This is a genomic window from Stakelama flava (genome assembly GCF_019351405.1).
GTDB lineage: Bacteria > Pseudomonadota > Alphaproteobacteria > Sphingomonadales > Sphingomonadaceae > Sphingomonas > Sphingomonas flava_A.
This window is the reverse complement of record NZ_JAHWZX010000001.1, coordinates 203770-220091: the sequence shown is the minus strand read 5'-3', so window position 1 is coordinate 220091 and position 16322 is coordinate 203770. Positions and strand designations below refer to the sequence as shown.

Here is a 16322-nt window from a genome sequence, read left to right as displayed (position 1 = left end):
GTGAGGGGCGTTATGCACATACCAAATTGTCAGTGCTGCCCTCATCGGAAAGAAGCCAACGAGGGACGCGGTGGCTCCCAGCAGAATGGCGAGGCCAAGCTGTTTCAACATCATTCAGCAAAATTACTCAAATAAACGAACGTCTGCAAATGGCAGACGCCCGACCACCCTCGAACGGCTAACATTGGAGCGAATCTTGCCGGTCAGCCTATCTCTGCGCTCCCCCTCACCGGAACGGCGGTTCATTGAATGCGCGCAGCTTGCGGCTGTGCAGGCCGGGGCCTTCGCGGCGCAGTTGTTCGCAGGTTTCGATGCCGATGCGCATATGTTCATTGATCGCGCGTTCGTAAAAGCGGTTGGCCTGTCCCGGCAGCTTCAATTCGCCGTGCAGCGGCTTGTCCGATACGCATAGCAGCGTGCCGTAGGGGACGCGGAAGCGATAGCCCTGCGCGGCGATCGTCGCCGATTCCATGTCGATCCCTACCGCGCGGCTCAGCGAGAAGCGCAGCGCCGATTTGGAATAGCTCAATTCCCAGTTGCGATCGTCGGTGGTGACGATGGTGCCGGTGCGCAGCCGCCGTTTCAGCTTGTCGCCCGACTGGCCCGAAACGCTTTCGGCCGCGCGCGCCAGCGCCTGTTGCACCTCGGCGATTGCAGGCACCGGAATTTCGGGCGGCAATACGTCGTCAAGGACATGGTCGTCGCGCAGATACGCATGGGCGAGAACATAGTCGCCGATCCGCTGGCTGGGGCGAAGCCCGCCGCAATGGCCGATCATCAGCCATGCTTCGGGCCGCAGCACGGCGAGATGGTCGCAGATCGTCTTCGCGTTCGACGGTCCCACGCCGATATTGACCAGCGTGATCCCCGCCCGGTCGGGCGCGATCAGGTGATAGGCGGGCATTTGATGCCGCCGCCACGCGCTGTCGGTGACCAGCTTGTCGACATCCTCGCCACGTTCGACCAACACCCCGCCTGCACCAGACACGGCGGTAAAGCGGCTGCCCTCGCCAAGCTGCGAACAGGCCCAGCGAACGAATTCATCGACATAGCGGTGATAGTTGGTGAACAGGATGAAGCGCTGCGTATGTTCGGACGGCGTCCCGGTATAATGGCGCAGCCGGGCGAGCGAAAAATCGGTGCGCAGCGCGTCGAACAGCGCAAGGGGGCGTTCCTCCTGCTGTCCCTGCACCCAGGTGCCGTCGGCAATCTCGTCGCCGATATGGGCAAGGTCGGTGGACGGGAAATAGCGCGCCAGTTCGGTCGCCGAAACTTCGTCGAGGCTCAGCGCATGGCCGGGGTCAAGCACATAGGGAAAGGGAATTTCCTGCGTGCCGGGGACCGCGTCGACTTCAACGTCATAGTCTTCGAGCAGCAAGGTGAGCTGTTCGGTCAGATAGTCGGCGAACATTCCCGGCTTGGTAACGCTGATCAGATAGGAGCCCGGTTCGACCAGCCGCCCAAACGATCGCGCAGGCGTAGGGCGATCCGCGCCGCCGCGATAGCGAAGCCGGATTTCGGGGTAGGCGAACGACCCGTCCGAACGCGATTCGGGCGCAGGCGGCTTGCCGGTCGAAAGATATTGATCGAGCGCCGAGCGAAGACGGCTGACGGATGCGGTGTAAAGCCGATCAAGCTCGGCGACGATGTCAGAGGCTTGCGTCATCTCTCGCGGCTAATGCGTCAAGATTACGAGCGCAAGACTCTCGACGCCTCGCATCTATGTCGGTCGGTTCGCTGACGGTTGGTCAGTCGGCGCTGGGCTTCACCTTCGGCTTCGAATTCTTACCGTCCTTTTTGCCGGTAACCTTGAAGATACCGAAAGCCGCGCCGCCGATCGCGGCGAGCGTGCCGGTGGCGAGCGCTACTGCAGCATAGGGACGTTTCTTCGCCGCGGCTGAGGTGTCCTTCGCCGCCTTGCTTGCCTTTTTCTTCGCGCTCGCGGCCTTTTCGCGCGCCTTGTCCGAAAGCGTTTCCGAATCATCGGCCTTATCGGCCGAAGCGTTGGTCGGGGTGTCGGGGCTGGTCGGGGTGCTCGCCATAAATCGTCCTCCTTGTTCCACCGCCAACAACTCCGTGCTGCGGCGCCCGGTTCCGTTCCGGGCGCCGAACGAGATGCGAAGGATTACATGGTTTCAAGCATATGCTCGGCGGAACTCACGCGAAACTCGCCGGGTGCTTCCACATTGATCTGCTCCACCGTGCCGTCATTGACGATCATCGAAAAGCGTTGCCCGCGCGTGCCCATGCCAAAACCGGAACCGTCCATTTCCAGTCCCAGCGCCTTGGCGAATTCACCGTTGCCATCGGCCAGCATCGTCACATCGCCTGCCTCGTTCTGCTTTTGCCACGCATCCATCACAAACGCGTCGTTGACCGCAGTGCACGCGATTTCGTCGATTCCGGCGGATTTAAGGTCATCGGCCTTCGCCACGAAACCGGGCAGGTGTTTCGCCGAACAGGTCGGCGTGAACGCGCCCGGCACCGAAAACAGGGCAACTTTCTTCCCTTTGAAAAATTCCTGCGCCTGAACCTTGTCGGGTCCGTTTTCCGTCATGCGGACAAGCGTTGCGTTGGGAACCGTGTCGCCGGCCTTGATCGTCATATCCTGATCCTTCTTTCGATGCTGAAACCTGTATGTGCGCATGATAGCTTGGCGAGGTCAGCCGCATTTTCAACCTTGGAACCAAGCCCGTCCGTCCCCTATTCATGATTGCATGAAGCCAGAACCCTTTCTTACCGGTCAATTCCTGCTGGCGCTGCCTGGCATCGGCGATCCGCGTTTCGAACGTGCGGTGATCGCCGTTTGCGCGCATGACAGCGAAGGCGCGCTTGGAATAGGCATCGGCGCGGTGATCGATGGACTGAGCCTGCACGACTTGCTCGGCCAGTTTGACATCGATCCGGGGGAAGCGCCCGACGCGCCGATCCATTTCGGCGGGCCGGTCGAGCCGCGCCGTGGTTTCATCCTTCACTCGCTCGACTGGAGCGGGCAGGACACGGTGGAAGTCGCAGGCCGCTGGGCGCTGTCCGGAACGCTCGATGTGCTGAAGGCGATTGCTGCGGGCAACGGTCCTGACGAATGGCTGGTCGCGCTTGGCTATGCCGGTTGGGGCGAGGGGCAGCTTGATGAAGAGATGACCCGGCATGGCTGGTTCAACACCGATTCCAAGCCGGAGTTGATTTTCGACACCAGCGTTGCGGACCGGTGGGAACATGCCTTTTCCCAGGCGGGGATCGATCCGCGCCTGCTTGCCGCGCAAGGCGGGACCGCCTGATCGCTTGCCGGTTGCGACCGGGTGGTCTTATCGGGCGATATAAAGAATTCTTTATATTCGATTTGCTTTCGAATGCGCCAATCATTAGGTGAGGGGGCACATGGCGCCGGGTATTTTGCCCGACCGCCGCCGAACGACATTCACGATCCAGGAGATTTGACCAGTGGCAACTGTCGCCGAAGCCCAGGACTATGTGATCAAGGACATTTCGCTTGCCGCTTATGGTCGCAAGGAAATCGAGATCGCCGAAACCGAAATGCCCGGCCTGATGGCGCTGCGCGAAGAGTATGGCAAGGACAAGCCGCTCAAAGGTGCACGTATCACCGGGTCGCTGCACATGACGATCCAGACCGCCGTGTTGATCGAAACGCTGACCGCGCTGGGCGCCGATGTGCGCTGGGCGACCTGCAACATCTATTCGACGCAGGACCATGCCGCCGCCGCGATCGCCGAAACCGGTGTCCCCGTCTTTGCGATCAAGGGCGAATCGATCGCCGATTACTGGGATTATGTCGGCAAAATCTTCGACTGGGGCGATGAAACCTGCAACCTGATTCTCGACGATGGCGGCGATGCCACCATGTTCGCGCTGTGGGGCGCGCGTCTGGAAGCGGGCGACACCATGCCCGAACCGGAAAATGAGGAAGAGGTCGAGATGCAGCGCGCGCTGAAGGCGTTCGTTAAGGCGCGTCCGGGCTACCTCACCAAAACGGTCGAGAATATCCGCGGCGTTTCGGAAGAGACGACGACCGGCGTGCATCGCCTGTATCACCTGTCGAAGAAGGGCGCGCTTCCTTTCCCGGCGATCAACGTCAATGACAGCGTCACCAAGTCGAAATTCGACAATCTGTATGGCTGCAAGGAATCGCTGGTCGACGCGATCCGTCGCGCTACCGATGTAATGCTGGCGGGCAAGGTCGCGTGCGTGTGCGGCTTCGGCGATGTCGGCAAGGGGTCGGCGGACAGCCTGCGCAACGGTGGCGCGCGGGTGCTCGTCACCGAAGTCGATCCGATCTGCGCCTTGCAGGCCGCGATGGAAGGTTATGAAGTCGTGACGATGGAGGAAGCGGTGAAGCGCGCCGACATCTTCGTCACCGCCACCGGCAACGCCGATGTCATCACCGCCGAACATATGAAGGCGATGAAGAACATGGCGATCGTGTGCAACATCGGCCATTTCGACAGCGAGATCCAGATTTCGGCGCTGTCCAATTATAAATGGACCGAGATCAAGCCGCAGGTCGACCTGGTCGAATTCCCCGACGGCAAGCAGATTATCGTTCTGGCGCGCGGCCGTCTGGTCAATCTGGGCTGCGCCACCGGTCATCCCAGCTTCGTGATGAGTTCCAGCTTCACCAACCAGGTGCTGGCGCAGATCGAACTTTGGGAAAAGCATGACGAGTATAAGAACGACGTCTATGTCCTGCCCAAGCATCTCGACGAAAAGGTCGCGGCGCTGCACCTCGACAAGCTGGGCGTGAAGCTGACGAAGCTCAGCCAGAAGCAGGCCGATTATATCGGCGTTCCGGTCGAAGGGCCGTTCAAGCCGGATCATTATCGCTACTGATCGCGGCTTTCGCGATACGATGGCGACGAATGCGGGTCGCGACCGATTGGGGTCGCGGCCCGTTTCCTTATTTATGGCCATTTATGACCTAAACTGATGCATTTTTGCGCGGATGGGAATGCAGGTGCTTTTCGTTTGCCCCGATCATCGCCTAAGGAACGCGGATGATGGTTAAGGGGCGTCGGACAAAGGCGGTGGCGCCATGACAGGCATAGCGACGACGAACGCGGTGTTGGCGGGCGCGGGGCTGGCGATCCTCCTGATCGCTGGACTGGTCGCGTTGTTCGTCGGCCTGCGTCGTGCGCGGCGGGCCGGGGCGCTGGTCGCCGAAAACGCCCGCCACCGCGCCTTTGCCGACTCATCGCCTGCGCTGGCGATGGTCGTGCGTGCCGATGCGCGGATCGAAGCGCCGCGCACCCTGTCCGACTGGCTTGGGCTTGAAGGCGAACCCGATACGCTGAACGACCTTTCCACCGACGGGACCGGGCTGGCCCCTGACGATTTCGCCGCGTTGACCGAAGCGATCACCGCCGGGCAGAAGGCGGGGCGGCCGTTCCGCCTGTCGCTGCGCGTACAGCATGGCGCGCGTTCGCTGCTGGCGGTCGGGGAGCGCGCGCCGCATGCGCTGAATGCGCCTGGCGGTGTGGTCGTGTGGCTGTTCGACGCATCCGAGCTTCAGACACAGGTGAGCAGGCTGGGCGAGGAAGCGGAGGAATTGCGTGGCGCCTTCGCATCGCTGACCGCACTGATCGAAGCCGCGCCGATGCCGATGTGGTATCGCACCCGCGAATTGCGGCTGGCGATGGTCAACACCGCCTATGTCCATGCTGTCGATGCATCGACCCATGCGCAGGTGATCGAGCAGCAGATCGAACTGATCGAAGGATCGGGAATGGGCGGCCCGCTCGCCAATGCCGCGATCGCGCGCGACACGGGCGAACCGCAGACGGCGGCGGTCCCCGCGATCATCAAGGGCGAGCGGCGGATGCTGCGCATTCACGACCTGCCGTTGTTCGACGGCGGCGCGGCGGGTTTTGCGGTCGATATCGAGGATCTGGAACAGGCGCGCGGCGGGTTGAAACGCTTTGCGGAAGCGCAACGCGCCATGCTCGACCGGTTATCGGCGGGGGTAGCCCAGTTTTCGGCCGATCGCGCGCTGATCTTTTGCAACCAGCCGTTTCGCCGCATGTTCGCGATGCGCCCTGAATGGCTGGCCGACCGGCCCGAATTCGATCGCGTTCTTGAACGGATGCGCGAAGCGGGCCGCCTGCCGGAAGTGCGCGACTTTCCCGGTTGGAAAAAGGAGCATCGCGAATGGTTTCGCGCCGAAGGGGCGGAGATTGAGGAAAGCTGGCACCTTCCCGGCGGCAGCCATTTGCGCGTCGTGGCCCAGCCGCTGCCTGAGGGTGGCCTGCTGATCATTTTCGAAGACCGCACCGAACAGGTTCAGCTTGCCAGCGCGCGCGACACGCTGCTTCGCGTGCGTACCGCGATGTTCGACAATCTGTTCGAAGCGCTTGGCGTATTCGCCTCTGACGGGCGGCTGCAATTGTGGAACAACAAGTTTCGCCTCGCCTGGGGGTTCGACGAACAACTGCTTGCCGGCCATCCGCGCGTCGATGCGCTTGCCGAGGCGGGTGCACGCAAGCTTGCCAAACCCGATCGCGCCTCGTTGATGAGCGCGCTGGTCCGCGCCGCGACGGTCGAGCGGCAGCAGCGCGGTGGGCGAGCGGCCTTTGCCGACGGACGTCATTTCGAATTCACCGCGGTGCCGCTTCCAGACGGCAATGCGCTCTTCACCATGCTCGACATTTCGGACAGCAAGCGGATCGAGCAGGCGCTGCGTGACCGCAACGAGGCGTTGGAGGCGGCCGACCGGGTGAAGACCGCGTTTGTTGAGAATATGAGTTACGAGCTTCGCACGCCGCTCACCTCGATCAAAGGGTTCGCCGAGCTGCTGCATGGCGGCTATGCGGGCGATCTCAGCGAAAGCGGCACCAGCTATGCCGAGGCGATCCTTGAATCGGTTGCGCGGCTGTCGGGGCTGGTGGACGATGTGCTTGACCTGACCGAAGGCGATAGCGGACCGCTGCGCAAGACGGCGGTCGATATGGAGCATGTGGCGCAGGCCGCCGCCGAATCGCTTTCGCCGCTGGCAAAGGAACGCGGCATCGATCTGGTCGTCGAGGTGCGCGGATCGGCGGGCGCGGTGCAGGGCGATCAGCGTCGGGTTCGCCAGGCGATCGAGCATATGCTGCGCTTTTCGATCGGCGGGCTGAAAAAGGGCGGGCGCGTCCTTCTGCATGTCGACGGCGATGCCGATCGCGCGCGCATCGTGGTTTCCGACGACGGGCCGGGAATGAGCAGCGAGGCAGCGAAACATGCGTTCGACCGTTTCGCCCATTCGGCCGCAACGGGACGCGATACCGATCGCGCGCTCGGTCTTGGCCTGCCGCTCGCCAAGCGCTTTGTCGAAGCGCATGGCGGAACCATCGCGATGCTGTCCGAACCGGGCGAAGGCACGCTGATGACCATCGAATTGCCGCGCCAATGATTCTCGACGGGGAAGCCGCGAATATTTCGCTCGGTCGCCGGCTTGCGGGGATCGCGCGTCCCGGCGACCTGATCGGGCTGACCGGCCCGCTGGGCGCGGGTAAGACCAGCATCGCGCGCGGGCTGCTTGCCGAACTGGGGCTGGCGGACGAGGCTCCGTCGCCCAGCTTCGCCATCGTTCAGCCCTATGACCCGCCCGAGGTGCGTTTCCCCGTGCTCCACGTCGATCTGTACCGGATAGAGGATGCGGCGGAAGCGGAAGAACTGGGGCTGGAGGATGCGCGGATTGATTCGCTGCTGCTGGTCGAATGGCCGGAACGTCTGGGCGAAGCATGGCTTGCCGATGCCCTGTGTCTCACCCTGTCGATCGAGGATTCGGGCGCGCGACGCTTGACAGCCCGCGTGCCGGAGGCATGGAGGGGGCGATGGCCGTTGACATGAATCCGCCCCCCGCTGCCCCCGAATTTCTTGCAAAGGCCGGATGGGGCGACGCCGCGATCCAGCCGCTGGCCGGGGATGCCTCGTTTCGCCGCTATTTCCGCATCGTCGCGCCGGGGCGCAGTGCGATCCTGATGGATGCGCCGCCGCCGCACGAAGACCCGCGCCCCTTTATCGACATCGCTGAATGGCTTTCGCATCGCGGATTCGCCGCGCCCGAAATCCTGTCGCGCGACCTTGAACGCGGTCTGGTGCTTTTGCAGGATTTCGGCGATGCGCGGATGCGCGAAACGGTGGACGCCGCGCCCGAAAGCGAGCTTCGCCTGTACGAAGCGGCGGTGGACCTGCTGGTGCGCCTGTCCGAACATGAAGCCGCGCCCGTGCGGCCTTATGACGGAAAGGAATATCAGCGCGAAGCCGCGTTGATGACCGAATGGTATTGTCCGGCGGTCGGGCTTTGCGTCGATACTGCCGGGTATCGCGACGCGTGGGAAAAGGTTCTGGCCAAGGCGGACATTGCCGCGCCGGTCACGGTGCTGCGCGATTATCATGCCGAGAACATCATGCTGATCGACGGCCGCGCCGAAACGCTCGGCCTGCTCGACTTTCAGGACGCGCTGGCGGGCCATCCCGCCTATGACCTGGTATCGCTGTTGCAGGATGCGCGGCGTGACGTTCCCGCCGATCTGGAAGCGACGATATTGGGCCGCTATTGCCGCCGTACCGGCGCGGGCGAGGCGTTTCTCGACGCCTATCACGTGCTCGGCGCGCAGCGGAATGCAAAGATCATCGGAATCTTCACCCGGCTGTGGAAGCGGGACGGGAAGTCGCGCTATCCGGCGCTGTGCCCACGCGTGTGGCGCTATCTCGAACGCGATCTCGCCTATCCCGCGCTTGCGCCGGTGCGTGCGTGGTTCGACGTCAATATCCCGCCCGAAAAACGCGGTGATCCGCTGGCGTTTGCGGCGGGCGAATGAGCACGCGTCCCACCCGCCATCTGCGCCCCGATCCGGGCGGAAAGGTGCCCGAAACCGCGATGGTGATGGCTGCGGGCCTCGGCAAGCGGATGCGCCCGCTCACCGCGACACGTCCCAAACCATTGATCGAGGTCGCGGGAAAGCCGCTGATCGACCATGTCTTTGATCGGTTGCGTTCCGCCGGAATCGGCCGTGCGGTCGTGAACGTCCATTATCTCGCCGACGCGCTTGAGGCGCATCTTCGCGGTCGGGTAAAGGATATCGACATCGTCGTTTCCGACGAACGCAAGCAACTGATGGAAACCGGTGGCGGTCTGGTTCAGGCGCGCGAGCTGATCGGCGATGCACCGTTTCTTTGCGTCAACAGCGACAATCTGTGGGTGGACGGGCCGACCGACGCGATCCGCTCGCTCGCCGCGCAATGGGATGATGAGACGATGGACGCGCTGCTGCTCGTCGTACCGCTTGCACGCGCGAACAATCACGCCGGTCGCGGCGATTTCCATCTCGACGCATTCGGCCGGATTATCGAGCGACGGCAGCCCGGACGGCTTGCCCCCTTCGTCTTTACCGGTGTGCAGATGCTGTCGCCGCGCGTGATCCGCGACTGGCCGGAGGGCGCGTTTTCGACCAACCTGTTCTGGAACCGTGCGATAGCGCAGGGGCGCGCCTGGGCGCATGTCCATCAGGGACTGTGGTTCGATGTCGGCACGCCCGGCGCGATCCGGGCGACCGAGACGATGCTCGCCGATGGTTGAGCGGCGCGGACCGCGACTTTACACGATCCCGGCGCACCGGGCGTTCGCAGACGCGCTCGCCGACGGGCTGCTTCGCCGCTATGGCAAGGACCACATGGCGTTCGCGCGCGGCGTGATCCTGCTCCCCAACAATCGCGCGATCCGCTCTATCAGCGACGCTTTTGTCCGCGCGAGCGGGAAGGGATTGCTGCTTCCCCGTCTGGTCGCGATCGGCGATCCCGAACTGGATGAGGCGGCGGGACCGTTCATCGACCCGGCGGATGATGCCGAACCCATCCCGCCCGCGGTCGATCCGCTTCGCCGCCGGATGATCCTGGCGCGGCTGGTCAGCGAGGAGCGGCAGCGTGGCGGTGACAGCGTTGACGCGGCGGAAGCCGTGCGGCTGGCCGGCGATCTTGCGCGCACGCTGGACCAGTTGCTGGTCGAGGAAGTTGCGCCGCGTGCGCTTCGCGACCTTGATATGGGCGATGCGCTTTCCGAACATTGGGAGCGCTCGCTTCGCCTGTTCGAAATTATTCTCGAACGCTGGCCCAAAGAATTGGAGCGGCGGGGCAGGATCGACCTTGCCGATCGCCGCCGCCTGCTGCTCAATCGCGTCGCGAAACGCTGGCGCGACGATCCCCCGGCGGGGTTCGTATGCGCCGCGGGCATCACCGGATCGGCACCGGCGGTCGCGCGGATGCAGCGCACCGTTGCCGACCTGCCCGGCGGCATGGTGGTGTTGCCCGGCCTAGCCACCGGAATGCCGGACGATCAGTGGAACGCGCTCGGCCCGCACGCGCCCGACCCGGTTACCGGGCGGCGTCCGCGATCGGTGGAGACGCATCCGCAATATCACCTGAAACTGCTGCTCGATCGCATGGGCGTGGCGCGCGGCGAATTCACGACCTGGCGCGGCGGCAGCGACCATGACGCCGCGCCGCCGCGAAGCCGCGCGATCGCCAACGCGCTTGCCCCGGCCGAATTCACGCGCGAGTGGACCGACCTTCCGGCGGGCGAGCGGCGGCTTTCGGGCGTTTCGGCGCTCGAACTAGCGGTGCCAGGGGACGAGGCGCAGGCGATTGCGATCGCGCTGCGTCACGCGCTTGAGGAGCCGGGAAGAACGGCGGCGCTGGTAACCCCTGACCGTGCGCTCGCCCGGCGCGTTGCGGCGCATTGTGCGCGCTGGAACATCGCCGTGGACGACAGTGCGGGCCAGCCGCTTTCGATGCTGCCGCCCGGCACCTTCCTGCTTGCGCTGGCCGAGGCGGCGGCGCAGCAGTTTGCGCCGCTGCCGCTGCTCGCCCTGCTCAAACACCCGTTGGTGCGCGCGGGCGAGGCGCGTACCGCATGGCTGGAGGGCGTGCGCCGCCTGGATCTCGCATTGCGCGGGCCGCGTCCGGCGGCGGGACTTGCCGGGATCGACGCGCATCTGGCGGCGGACGATGGCCGGTCGGGTGCGGTGAAGCGCGCCGCGCGTGAAGGCTGGGAAGCAGCGCGCGCTCTGATCGCTCCGATCGCCGCCGCATTTGAACACGGCGCGCAGCCGTTGGCCGGGCTGATCGCCGCAATGCGTGAGGCGGCCGATCTGCTGTGCGGTGAAGGGCTGTGGTCGCGTCCCGAAGGACGACAGGCGGCCGAGCTGCTCGACGCGTTGGAACGCGAAGGCGCGGAAGGGCCGGACGTGGTTGACCCCGCAGCGCTTGCCCAGATGCTGCGCACGCTGATGGACGAAATCGCGGTTCGCCCGCATCAGGGCGGCCATCCCCGGCTCGCCATTTACGGCTTGCTGGAGGCGCAGCTTCAGACCGCCGACCTGATGGTGCTGGGCGGCCTGAACGAAGGCGTCTGGCCGGGGCTGCCAGCGCCCGACCCGTGGCTGGCGCCGCGAATCCGCGCAGAACTCGGCCTGCCGGGGCTGGAGCGGCGGATCGGGCTGTCGGCGCATGACCTGGCCGGTGCGCTGGGCGGGCCGCACGTGCTGCTGACGCGTGCCCGGCGCGATGCGAGCGCGCCGACCATCGCCTCGCGCTTCTGGTTGCGGCTCGAAGCGCTGTCGGGCGGGCTGGATCGGGCGAGCGACCTTGCCGACTGGGCGCAGGCGATCGACCGGCCGTCGGGTTTCGCGCCGCAAGACAGGCCCGCGCCCTGTCCCCCCGTGCCCGACCGGCCGAAAAAACTGTCGGTGACCGAGGTCGATCGGCTGAAGGCCGACCCGTATGCCTTTTACGCGCGCCGGATGCTGGGGTTGTCGCCGCTCGACGCGGTCGATGCCGATCCCAGCGCGGCGTGGCGCGGGACCGAGGTGCACCGCGTGCTGGAAATCTGGGCGCGAAGCGACGGGTGCGATCCGGCGAAGCTGCGCGGTCGCGCGCTGGACATGCTCGCCGGGGCGCATCCGATGATGCGCGCGCTCTGGCAGCCGCGCCTGATGGAGGCGGTCGACTGGATCGCGCAGCGGCTTGAGGATCAGGGGCGCGACGGGCGTACGGTCATCGATGTCGAGCAGCGCGGTGAAATCGACATCGCCGGCGTCACGCTTTCGGGCACCTATGACCGGATCGACAGGCTTCCCGACGGCGGGCTTGCGATCATCGATTACAAGACCGGAAAGCCGCCGTCGCCGCGCGCGGTTCGCGCAGGGTTCAGCCTGCAACTCGGCCTGCTGGGCCTGATCGCCGAGCGCGGCGGGTTCGACGGCGTTCGCGGCGACGCGCGCGCGTTCGAATATTGGTCGCTGTCACGCAACCGCGACGGCGGCTTCGGCTATGTCGATTCGCCGGTCGATCCGAAGAAGAAGGAGCCGATCCCGGCGGAGGATTTCGTCGCCATCGCAGCCGATAATTTCACCGATGCGGCCGGAGCCTGGCTGACGGGGAACGAACCCTTCACTGCCAAGCTGAACCCCGAATATGCCAATTATCCCGATTACGACCAGTTGATGCGCCGCGACGAATGGTATGGCCGTGAGCGCGGCTGAGGCGAAGCGACTGCCGCCGCTGAAGGGCGATCAGGCGCTGGCCAGCGATCCGGCGCGTCATGTCTGGCTGTCGGCGTCGGCGGGCACCGGCAAGACCCAGGTGCTGACCGCGCGGGTATTCCGCCTGTTGCTGCGCGGCGTCGATCCTGGCGCGATATTGTGCCTGACCTTTACCAAGGCAGGGGCGGCCGAAATGGCGTCGCGGATCAGCGCTCGGCTGGCCAGCTGGGTGCGGATGGACCCGCGCGACCTGTCGATGGACCTTCAGGCGCTGGGCGAGAAGGGCGATCCCGATCAGCGCGCCCGCGCCCGCACGCTGTTCGCGCGGGTGCTCGACGCGCCGGGCGGCGGCATCCGTATCCAGACCATCCACAGCTTCTGCCAGACGCTGCTCGCCGCCTTTCCGGTAGAGGCGGGGCTAGTGCCCGGTTTCCGCCCGCTCGAAGCGCGCGAGGAGGCGGTGATGGCGCGCGAGGCGCTTGCAGCGATGCTTGAGGAAGAGGCGCGGAACGGCGGCACGCGGCACGCCGATGCGGTGGGTGCGCTCAGCCTCAGAATGGGGGAGGGGCAGGCCGAGGCCTTTCTTGCGGCCTGCGCCCATGCACCCGATGCGCTGGAAGCGTTGCCGACCGGTATCCAGCCCTATCTGCGCCGCGCGCTCGATCTGCCCTCGGGCAATATCGGCGAAGCGCTGGCCGCGGCGTGCGGGGACGACAGCTTCGATTGCGTCGCGCTCCGCCGGATTATCGACGCCAATCGCACATGGGGCGCGACGACCGGCGTCAAACACGCCGATCTGGCCGAACAATGGCTCGCCGCCGATACGCAGGCGCGCGCCGCGATGCTGGATGCGCTGGTCGGCATCTTCCACACCGCGAAGGGCGAACCGCGCGCCTATTCCAAAAAACTGGTCGAGGCCGATCCGGACTATGCCGATATCGCCATGGCGCTTGGCACTTGCTGTGCCGATCTGATCGGGATGCGCGCGCGCGCCGCCTATGCCGATTTGCTGGCGTCCGCGCTTGATGCGGGGCGCGCCTATGCCGACAGCTATACCCGCGCCAAGCGGCGGGCCGGGGCGGTCGATTTCGACGATCTGATCCGCCGCACGCTTCACCTGCTGCGTCAGCCGGGAATGGGCGACTGGATCCGATACAAGCTGGATCAGGCGACCGAACATGTCCTGATCGATGAGGCGCAGGACACCAACTGGGAACAATGGACCATCATTCAGGCGATGGCCGACGAATTCTTCGCGGGCGAAGGCGCACCGTCGGGCAGCGTGCGCACGCTGTTCACCGTGGGCGATTACAAACAGGCGATTTTCGGATTTCAGGGAACCGATCCCTGGTATTTCCAGCTTGCCCATCGCCATTTCGAAAAGCTCGCCGATGTGCGCCCCGATTTCGAAAGCGATGCCCGGCCGCTCGAAACGCTCTCGCTCACCCACAGTTTCCGATCGACCCGACCGGTTCTGGAATTCGTCGATGCCGCGATCGCCGCGCTGCCCGACCCGGGGATGGGCAATTTCAGCGATGCCGAGCCGCATGCCAGCGAAGTGGCGGGGCCGGGCCGGGTGACGCTGCTTCCCCCCGTGGTGGAGGGCGGAAGCGATGCCGAGGAGGAAGGCTGGATAGACGACGCCACGCGAGAGGTCGCCCGGCAGGTCGCCCGGTCGGTCAGGCAGATGCTCGACCAGCGCCATATGCTCGAAAGCAAGGGAAGGCCGCTTCGTCCCGAAGACGTCATGATTTTGGTCAAACGGCGCGGCGAACTCGCCTCGCTGCTCGTCGCGCGGCTTTATGCCGAAGGGGTGCCGGTGGCGGGGGTCGACCGGTTGCGCCTCAACGCCCCGCTCGCGGTGCAGGACCTGCTTGCCGCCGTGCGGTTCGCGCTTCAGCCGGAAGACGATCTTGCGCTCGCCTCACTGCTCGTATCGCCGCTGATCGGATGGAGCCAGGACGACCTGATGCATGCGGCGATGCGCGAACGGCGCAGCCTGTGGCGGCACCTGCGCGAGACCCAGCCGACGGAGCGGCTCGAACCGCTTTATGCGCTGCTGCGCCGCGCCGATATTGCAACGCCCTATCGTTTCCTTGAGGAGATATTGTCGGGGCAGCTCGACGGGCGGCGCAAATTACTGCGCAGGCTGGGCGAAGAGGCGCGCGACCCGATTTCGGAGCTGCTGAATGCCGCGTTGCAGTTCGAACAGGTCTCCACGCCCTCGCTGCAACGGTTTCTCGACTGGTTCGACCGGGGCGAGGTGGAGATCGTTCGCGATCCGTCGCAGCCGCGTGACGCGGTGCGCGTGATGACCGCGCACGGCGCGAAAGGGCTTCAGGCACCGCTCGTCATTCTTGCCGATGCTACCGTCGATCCGACGCAGAACCGCCGCGACATTGTCGGCTGGTGCCCCGAAGGCGGGGAGGGGCCGCGCCTGCCGATCTTTCGCCCGCGTGCCGGGGAGCGCGGCGGCCCGCTCGCCGATACGCTTGCCGAAGCCGAGCGCAAGGAGCTGGAGGAGCATTGGCGGCTGTTCTACGTCGCCGCGACGCGCGCGGAGGAGCAGCTGGTGATCGCTGGCGCGCTGGGGCCGAAAGCGAAGGGTGAGGCGCCCGCGCTGAGCTGGTATCAGGCGGCGCGCAGCGCGATGGCCGGTCTAGGCGTCGAAGCGGACGCGGACGGAGCGATGCGGTTCGACGGGTCGGCTCGCCATGCCCCGGCAGCGCCCGCGCCGCTCGCCGGTGAAGCACCCGCGCCGCAACCCGCGCCCGACTGGCTGCACCGCGATCCGCCTCAGGAGGCACGGCCGCCGCGTCCGCTCGCGCCCTCTTCGTTGGGAGAGGACAGGGTTTCCGATCCACCGCCTTCGCCCGATATGCGCGCCGCCGCCGAACGCGGCCGTCTGCTCCATGCGCTGTTCGAACGGTTGCCCGCCCGCTCCGCCGATCAGCGTCATGCTGCCGCACTCGCCTGGTTGAAACAAAGCGCCGGGGTCGCCGATGATGCGACACGTACCGAAATCGCCGACGCGGCGGTCGCCGTGCTGAACGATCCCGCGCTGGCCGAAGTGTTCGGCGGCGATGCGCTGGCCGAAGCGCCGATCGTGGCGGTCGTTGATGGCGAGGTGATTTCGGGGACCGTCGATCGCCTTATCGTTTCCGAAACTCGGGTCCGGGTGATCGATTTCAAGACGGGACGGCGTGCACCCGAAACGTTGCAGGCGATTCCCCACTATCACGTTCGGCAGATGGCGGCCTATGCCGCCGCGCTGAAGGTTATATTTCCCGACCATGATGTCGAGGCGGCGTTGCTCTACACCGCCGCCCCGCGGCTGTTCGTCCTGCCCGAAACAATGCTTGTGCAGGCCAAGCCGGGATTGGCGGCCACAGAGGAAAGCTTGGGCGCAGGTGGTTGAGCGCGCGGCAAATCGCACATAGATATAACCCCTTGTTCCAAAGGAGTGTAGCAATGGCGACCAAGCCGATCACCGACGAGAGCTTCGAACAGGACGTCCTGAACGCCGACAAGCCCGTCCTTGTGGATTTCTGGGCCGAATGGTGCGGCCCGTGCAAAATGATCGGCCCGGCGCTGGAAGAAATTGCCGGCGAGCTGGCCGATCAGGTCACGATCGCCAAGATCAATATCGACGAAAATCCCGAAGCGCCCGGAAAATACGGGGTTCGCGGCATCCCCACCATGATCCTGTTCAAGGATGGACAGGTTTCATCGACCAAGGTCGGCGCAGCACCGAAGAGCCAGCTGAAATCCTGGCTGCAAAGCGAACTTTAA

12 protein-coding genes are annotated in these 16322 nt (G+C 65.1%); 9 read left to right on the top strand and 3 right to left on the bottom strand.

Features of this window, described 5'->3' with window-relative positions; all coding sequences use genetic code 11:
* Nucleotides 1-226: 226 nt before the first annotated feature.
* The 3 genes from KY084_RS01010 to KY084_RS01000 form a co-directional block, all read right to left on the bottom strand.
* Nucleotides 227-1666, bottom strand: a complete 1440-nt coding sequence (locus tag KY084_RS01010) for an AMP nucleosidase (protein ID WP_219236565.1) — start codon at nucleotides 1664-1666, stop codon at nucleotides 227-229.
* An 82-nt stretch (nucleotides 1667-1748) separates the two neighbouring features.
* Entirely contained in the window at nucleotides 1749-2042 is a 294-nt protein-coding gene (locus KY084_RS01005; protein ID WP_219236564.1) for a hypothetical protein, read from the bottom strand.
* Between the two features lie 83 nt (nucleotides 2043-2125).
* Complete coding sequence (locus KY084_RS01000; protein WP_219236563.1) at nucleotides 2126-2605, bottom strand: peroxiredoxin; 480 nt, start codon at nucleotides 2603-2605, stop codon at nucleotides 2126-2128.
* A 112-nt stretch (nucleotides 2606-2717) separates the two neighbouring features.
* On the opposite strand from KY084_RS01000, the gene KY084_RS00995 reads away from it, so the two are divergent.
* The 9 genes from KY084_RS00995 (at nucleotide 2718) to trxA (ending at nucleotide 16322) form a co-directional block, all read left to right on the top strand.
* Nucleotides 2718-3278, top strand: coding sequence for a YqgE/AlgH family protein (locus KY084_RS00995; protein ID WP_219236562.1), 561 nt, complete (start codon nucleotides 2718-2720; stop codon nucleotides 3276-3278).
* A 163-nt stretch (nucleotides 3279-3441) separates the two neighbouring features.
* Nucleotides 3442-4845 carry an adenosylhomocysteinase gene (gene ahcY / locus KY084_RS00990; protein ID WP_219236561.1) on the top strand — a complete coding sequence of 468 codons (1404 nt, stop codon included), beginning with the start codon at nucleotides 3442-3444 and terminating at the stop codon, nucleotides 4843-4845.
* 202 nt (nucleotides 4846-5047) lie between these two features.
* Entirely contained in the window at nucleotides 5048-7399 is a 2352-nt protein-coding gene (locus tag KY084_RS00985) for a sensor histidine kinase (protein WP_219236560.1), read from the top strand.
* Nucleotides 7396-7839, top strand: coding sequence for a tRNA (adenosine(37)-N6)-threonylcarbamoyltransferase complex ATPase subunit type 1 TsaE (gene tsaE, locus KY084_RS00980; RefSeq protein ID WP_219236559.1), 444 nt, complete (start codon nucleotides 7396-7398; stop codon nucleotides 7837-7839). The genes KY084_RS00985 and tsaE overlap by 4 nt, the downstream gene beginning before the upstream one ends.
* On the top strand, nucleotides 7824-8813 hold the full coding sequence (locus KY084_RS00975; RefSeq protein ID WP_246586756.1) for an aminoglycoside phosphotransferase family protein: 990 nt from the start codon (nucleotides 7824-7826) through the stop codon (nucleotides 8811-8813). The genes tsaE and KY084_RS00975 overlap by 16 nt, the downstream gene beginning before the upstream one ends.
* On the top strand, nucleotides 8810-9571 hold the full coding sequence (locus KY084_RS00970) for a nucleotidyltransferase family protein (protein WP_219236558.1): 762 nt from the start codon (nucleotides 8810-8812) through the stop codon (nucleotides 9569-9571). The genes KY084_RS00975 and KY084_RS00970 overlap by 4 nt, the downstream gene beginning before the upstream one ends.
* Entirely contained in the window at nucleotides 9564-12530 is a 2967-nt protein-coding gene (addB, locus tag KY084_RS00965) for a double-strand break repair protein AddB (RefSeq protein ID WP_219236557.1), read from the top strand. Before KY084_RS00970 ends, addB begins: the two co-directional genes overlap by 8 nt.
* Nucleotides 12517-15948, top strand: a complete 3432-nt coding sequence (gene addA / locus KY084_RS00960; RefSeq protein WP_425516708.1) for a double-strand break repair helicase AddA — start codon at nucleotides 12517-12519, stop codon at nucleotides 15946-15948. The genes addB and addA overlap by 14 nt, the downstream gene beginning before the upstream one ends.
* A gap of 53 nt (nucleotides 15949-16001) precedes the next feature.
* Nucleotides 16002-16322 (top strand): thioredoxin TrxA, encoded by a 321-nt coding sequence (gene trxA, locus KY084_RS00955; RefSeq protein ID WP_219236555.1) that lies wholly within the window; start codon nucleotides 16002-16004, stop codon nucleotides 16320-16322.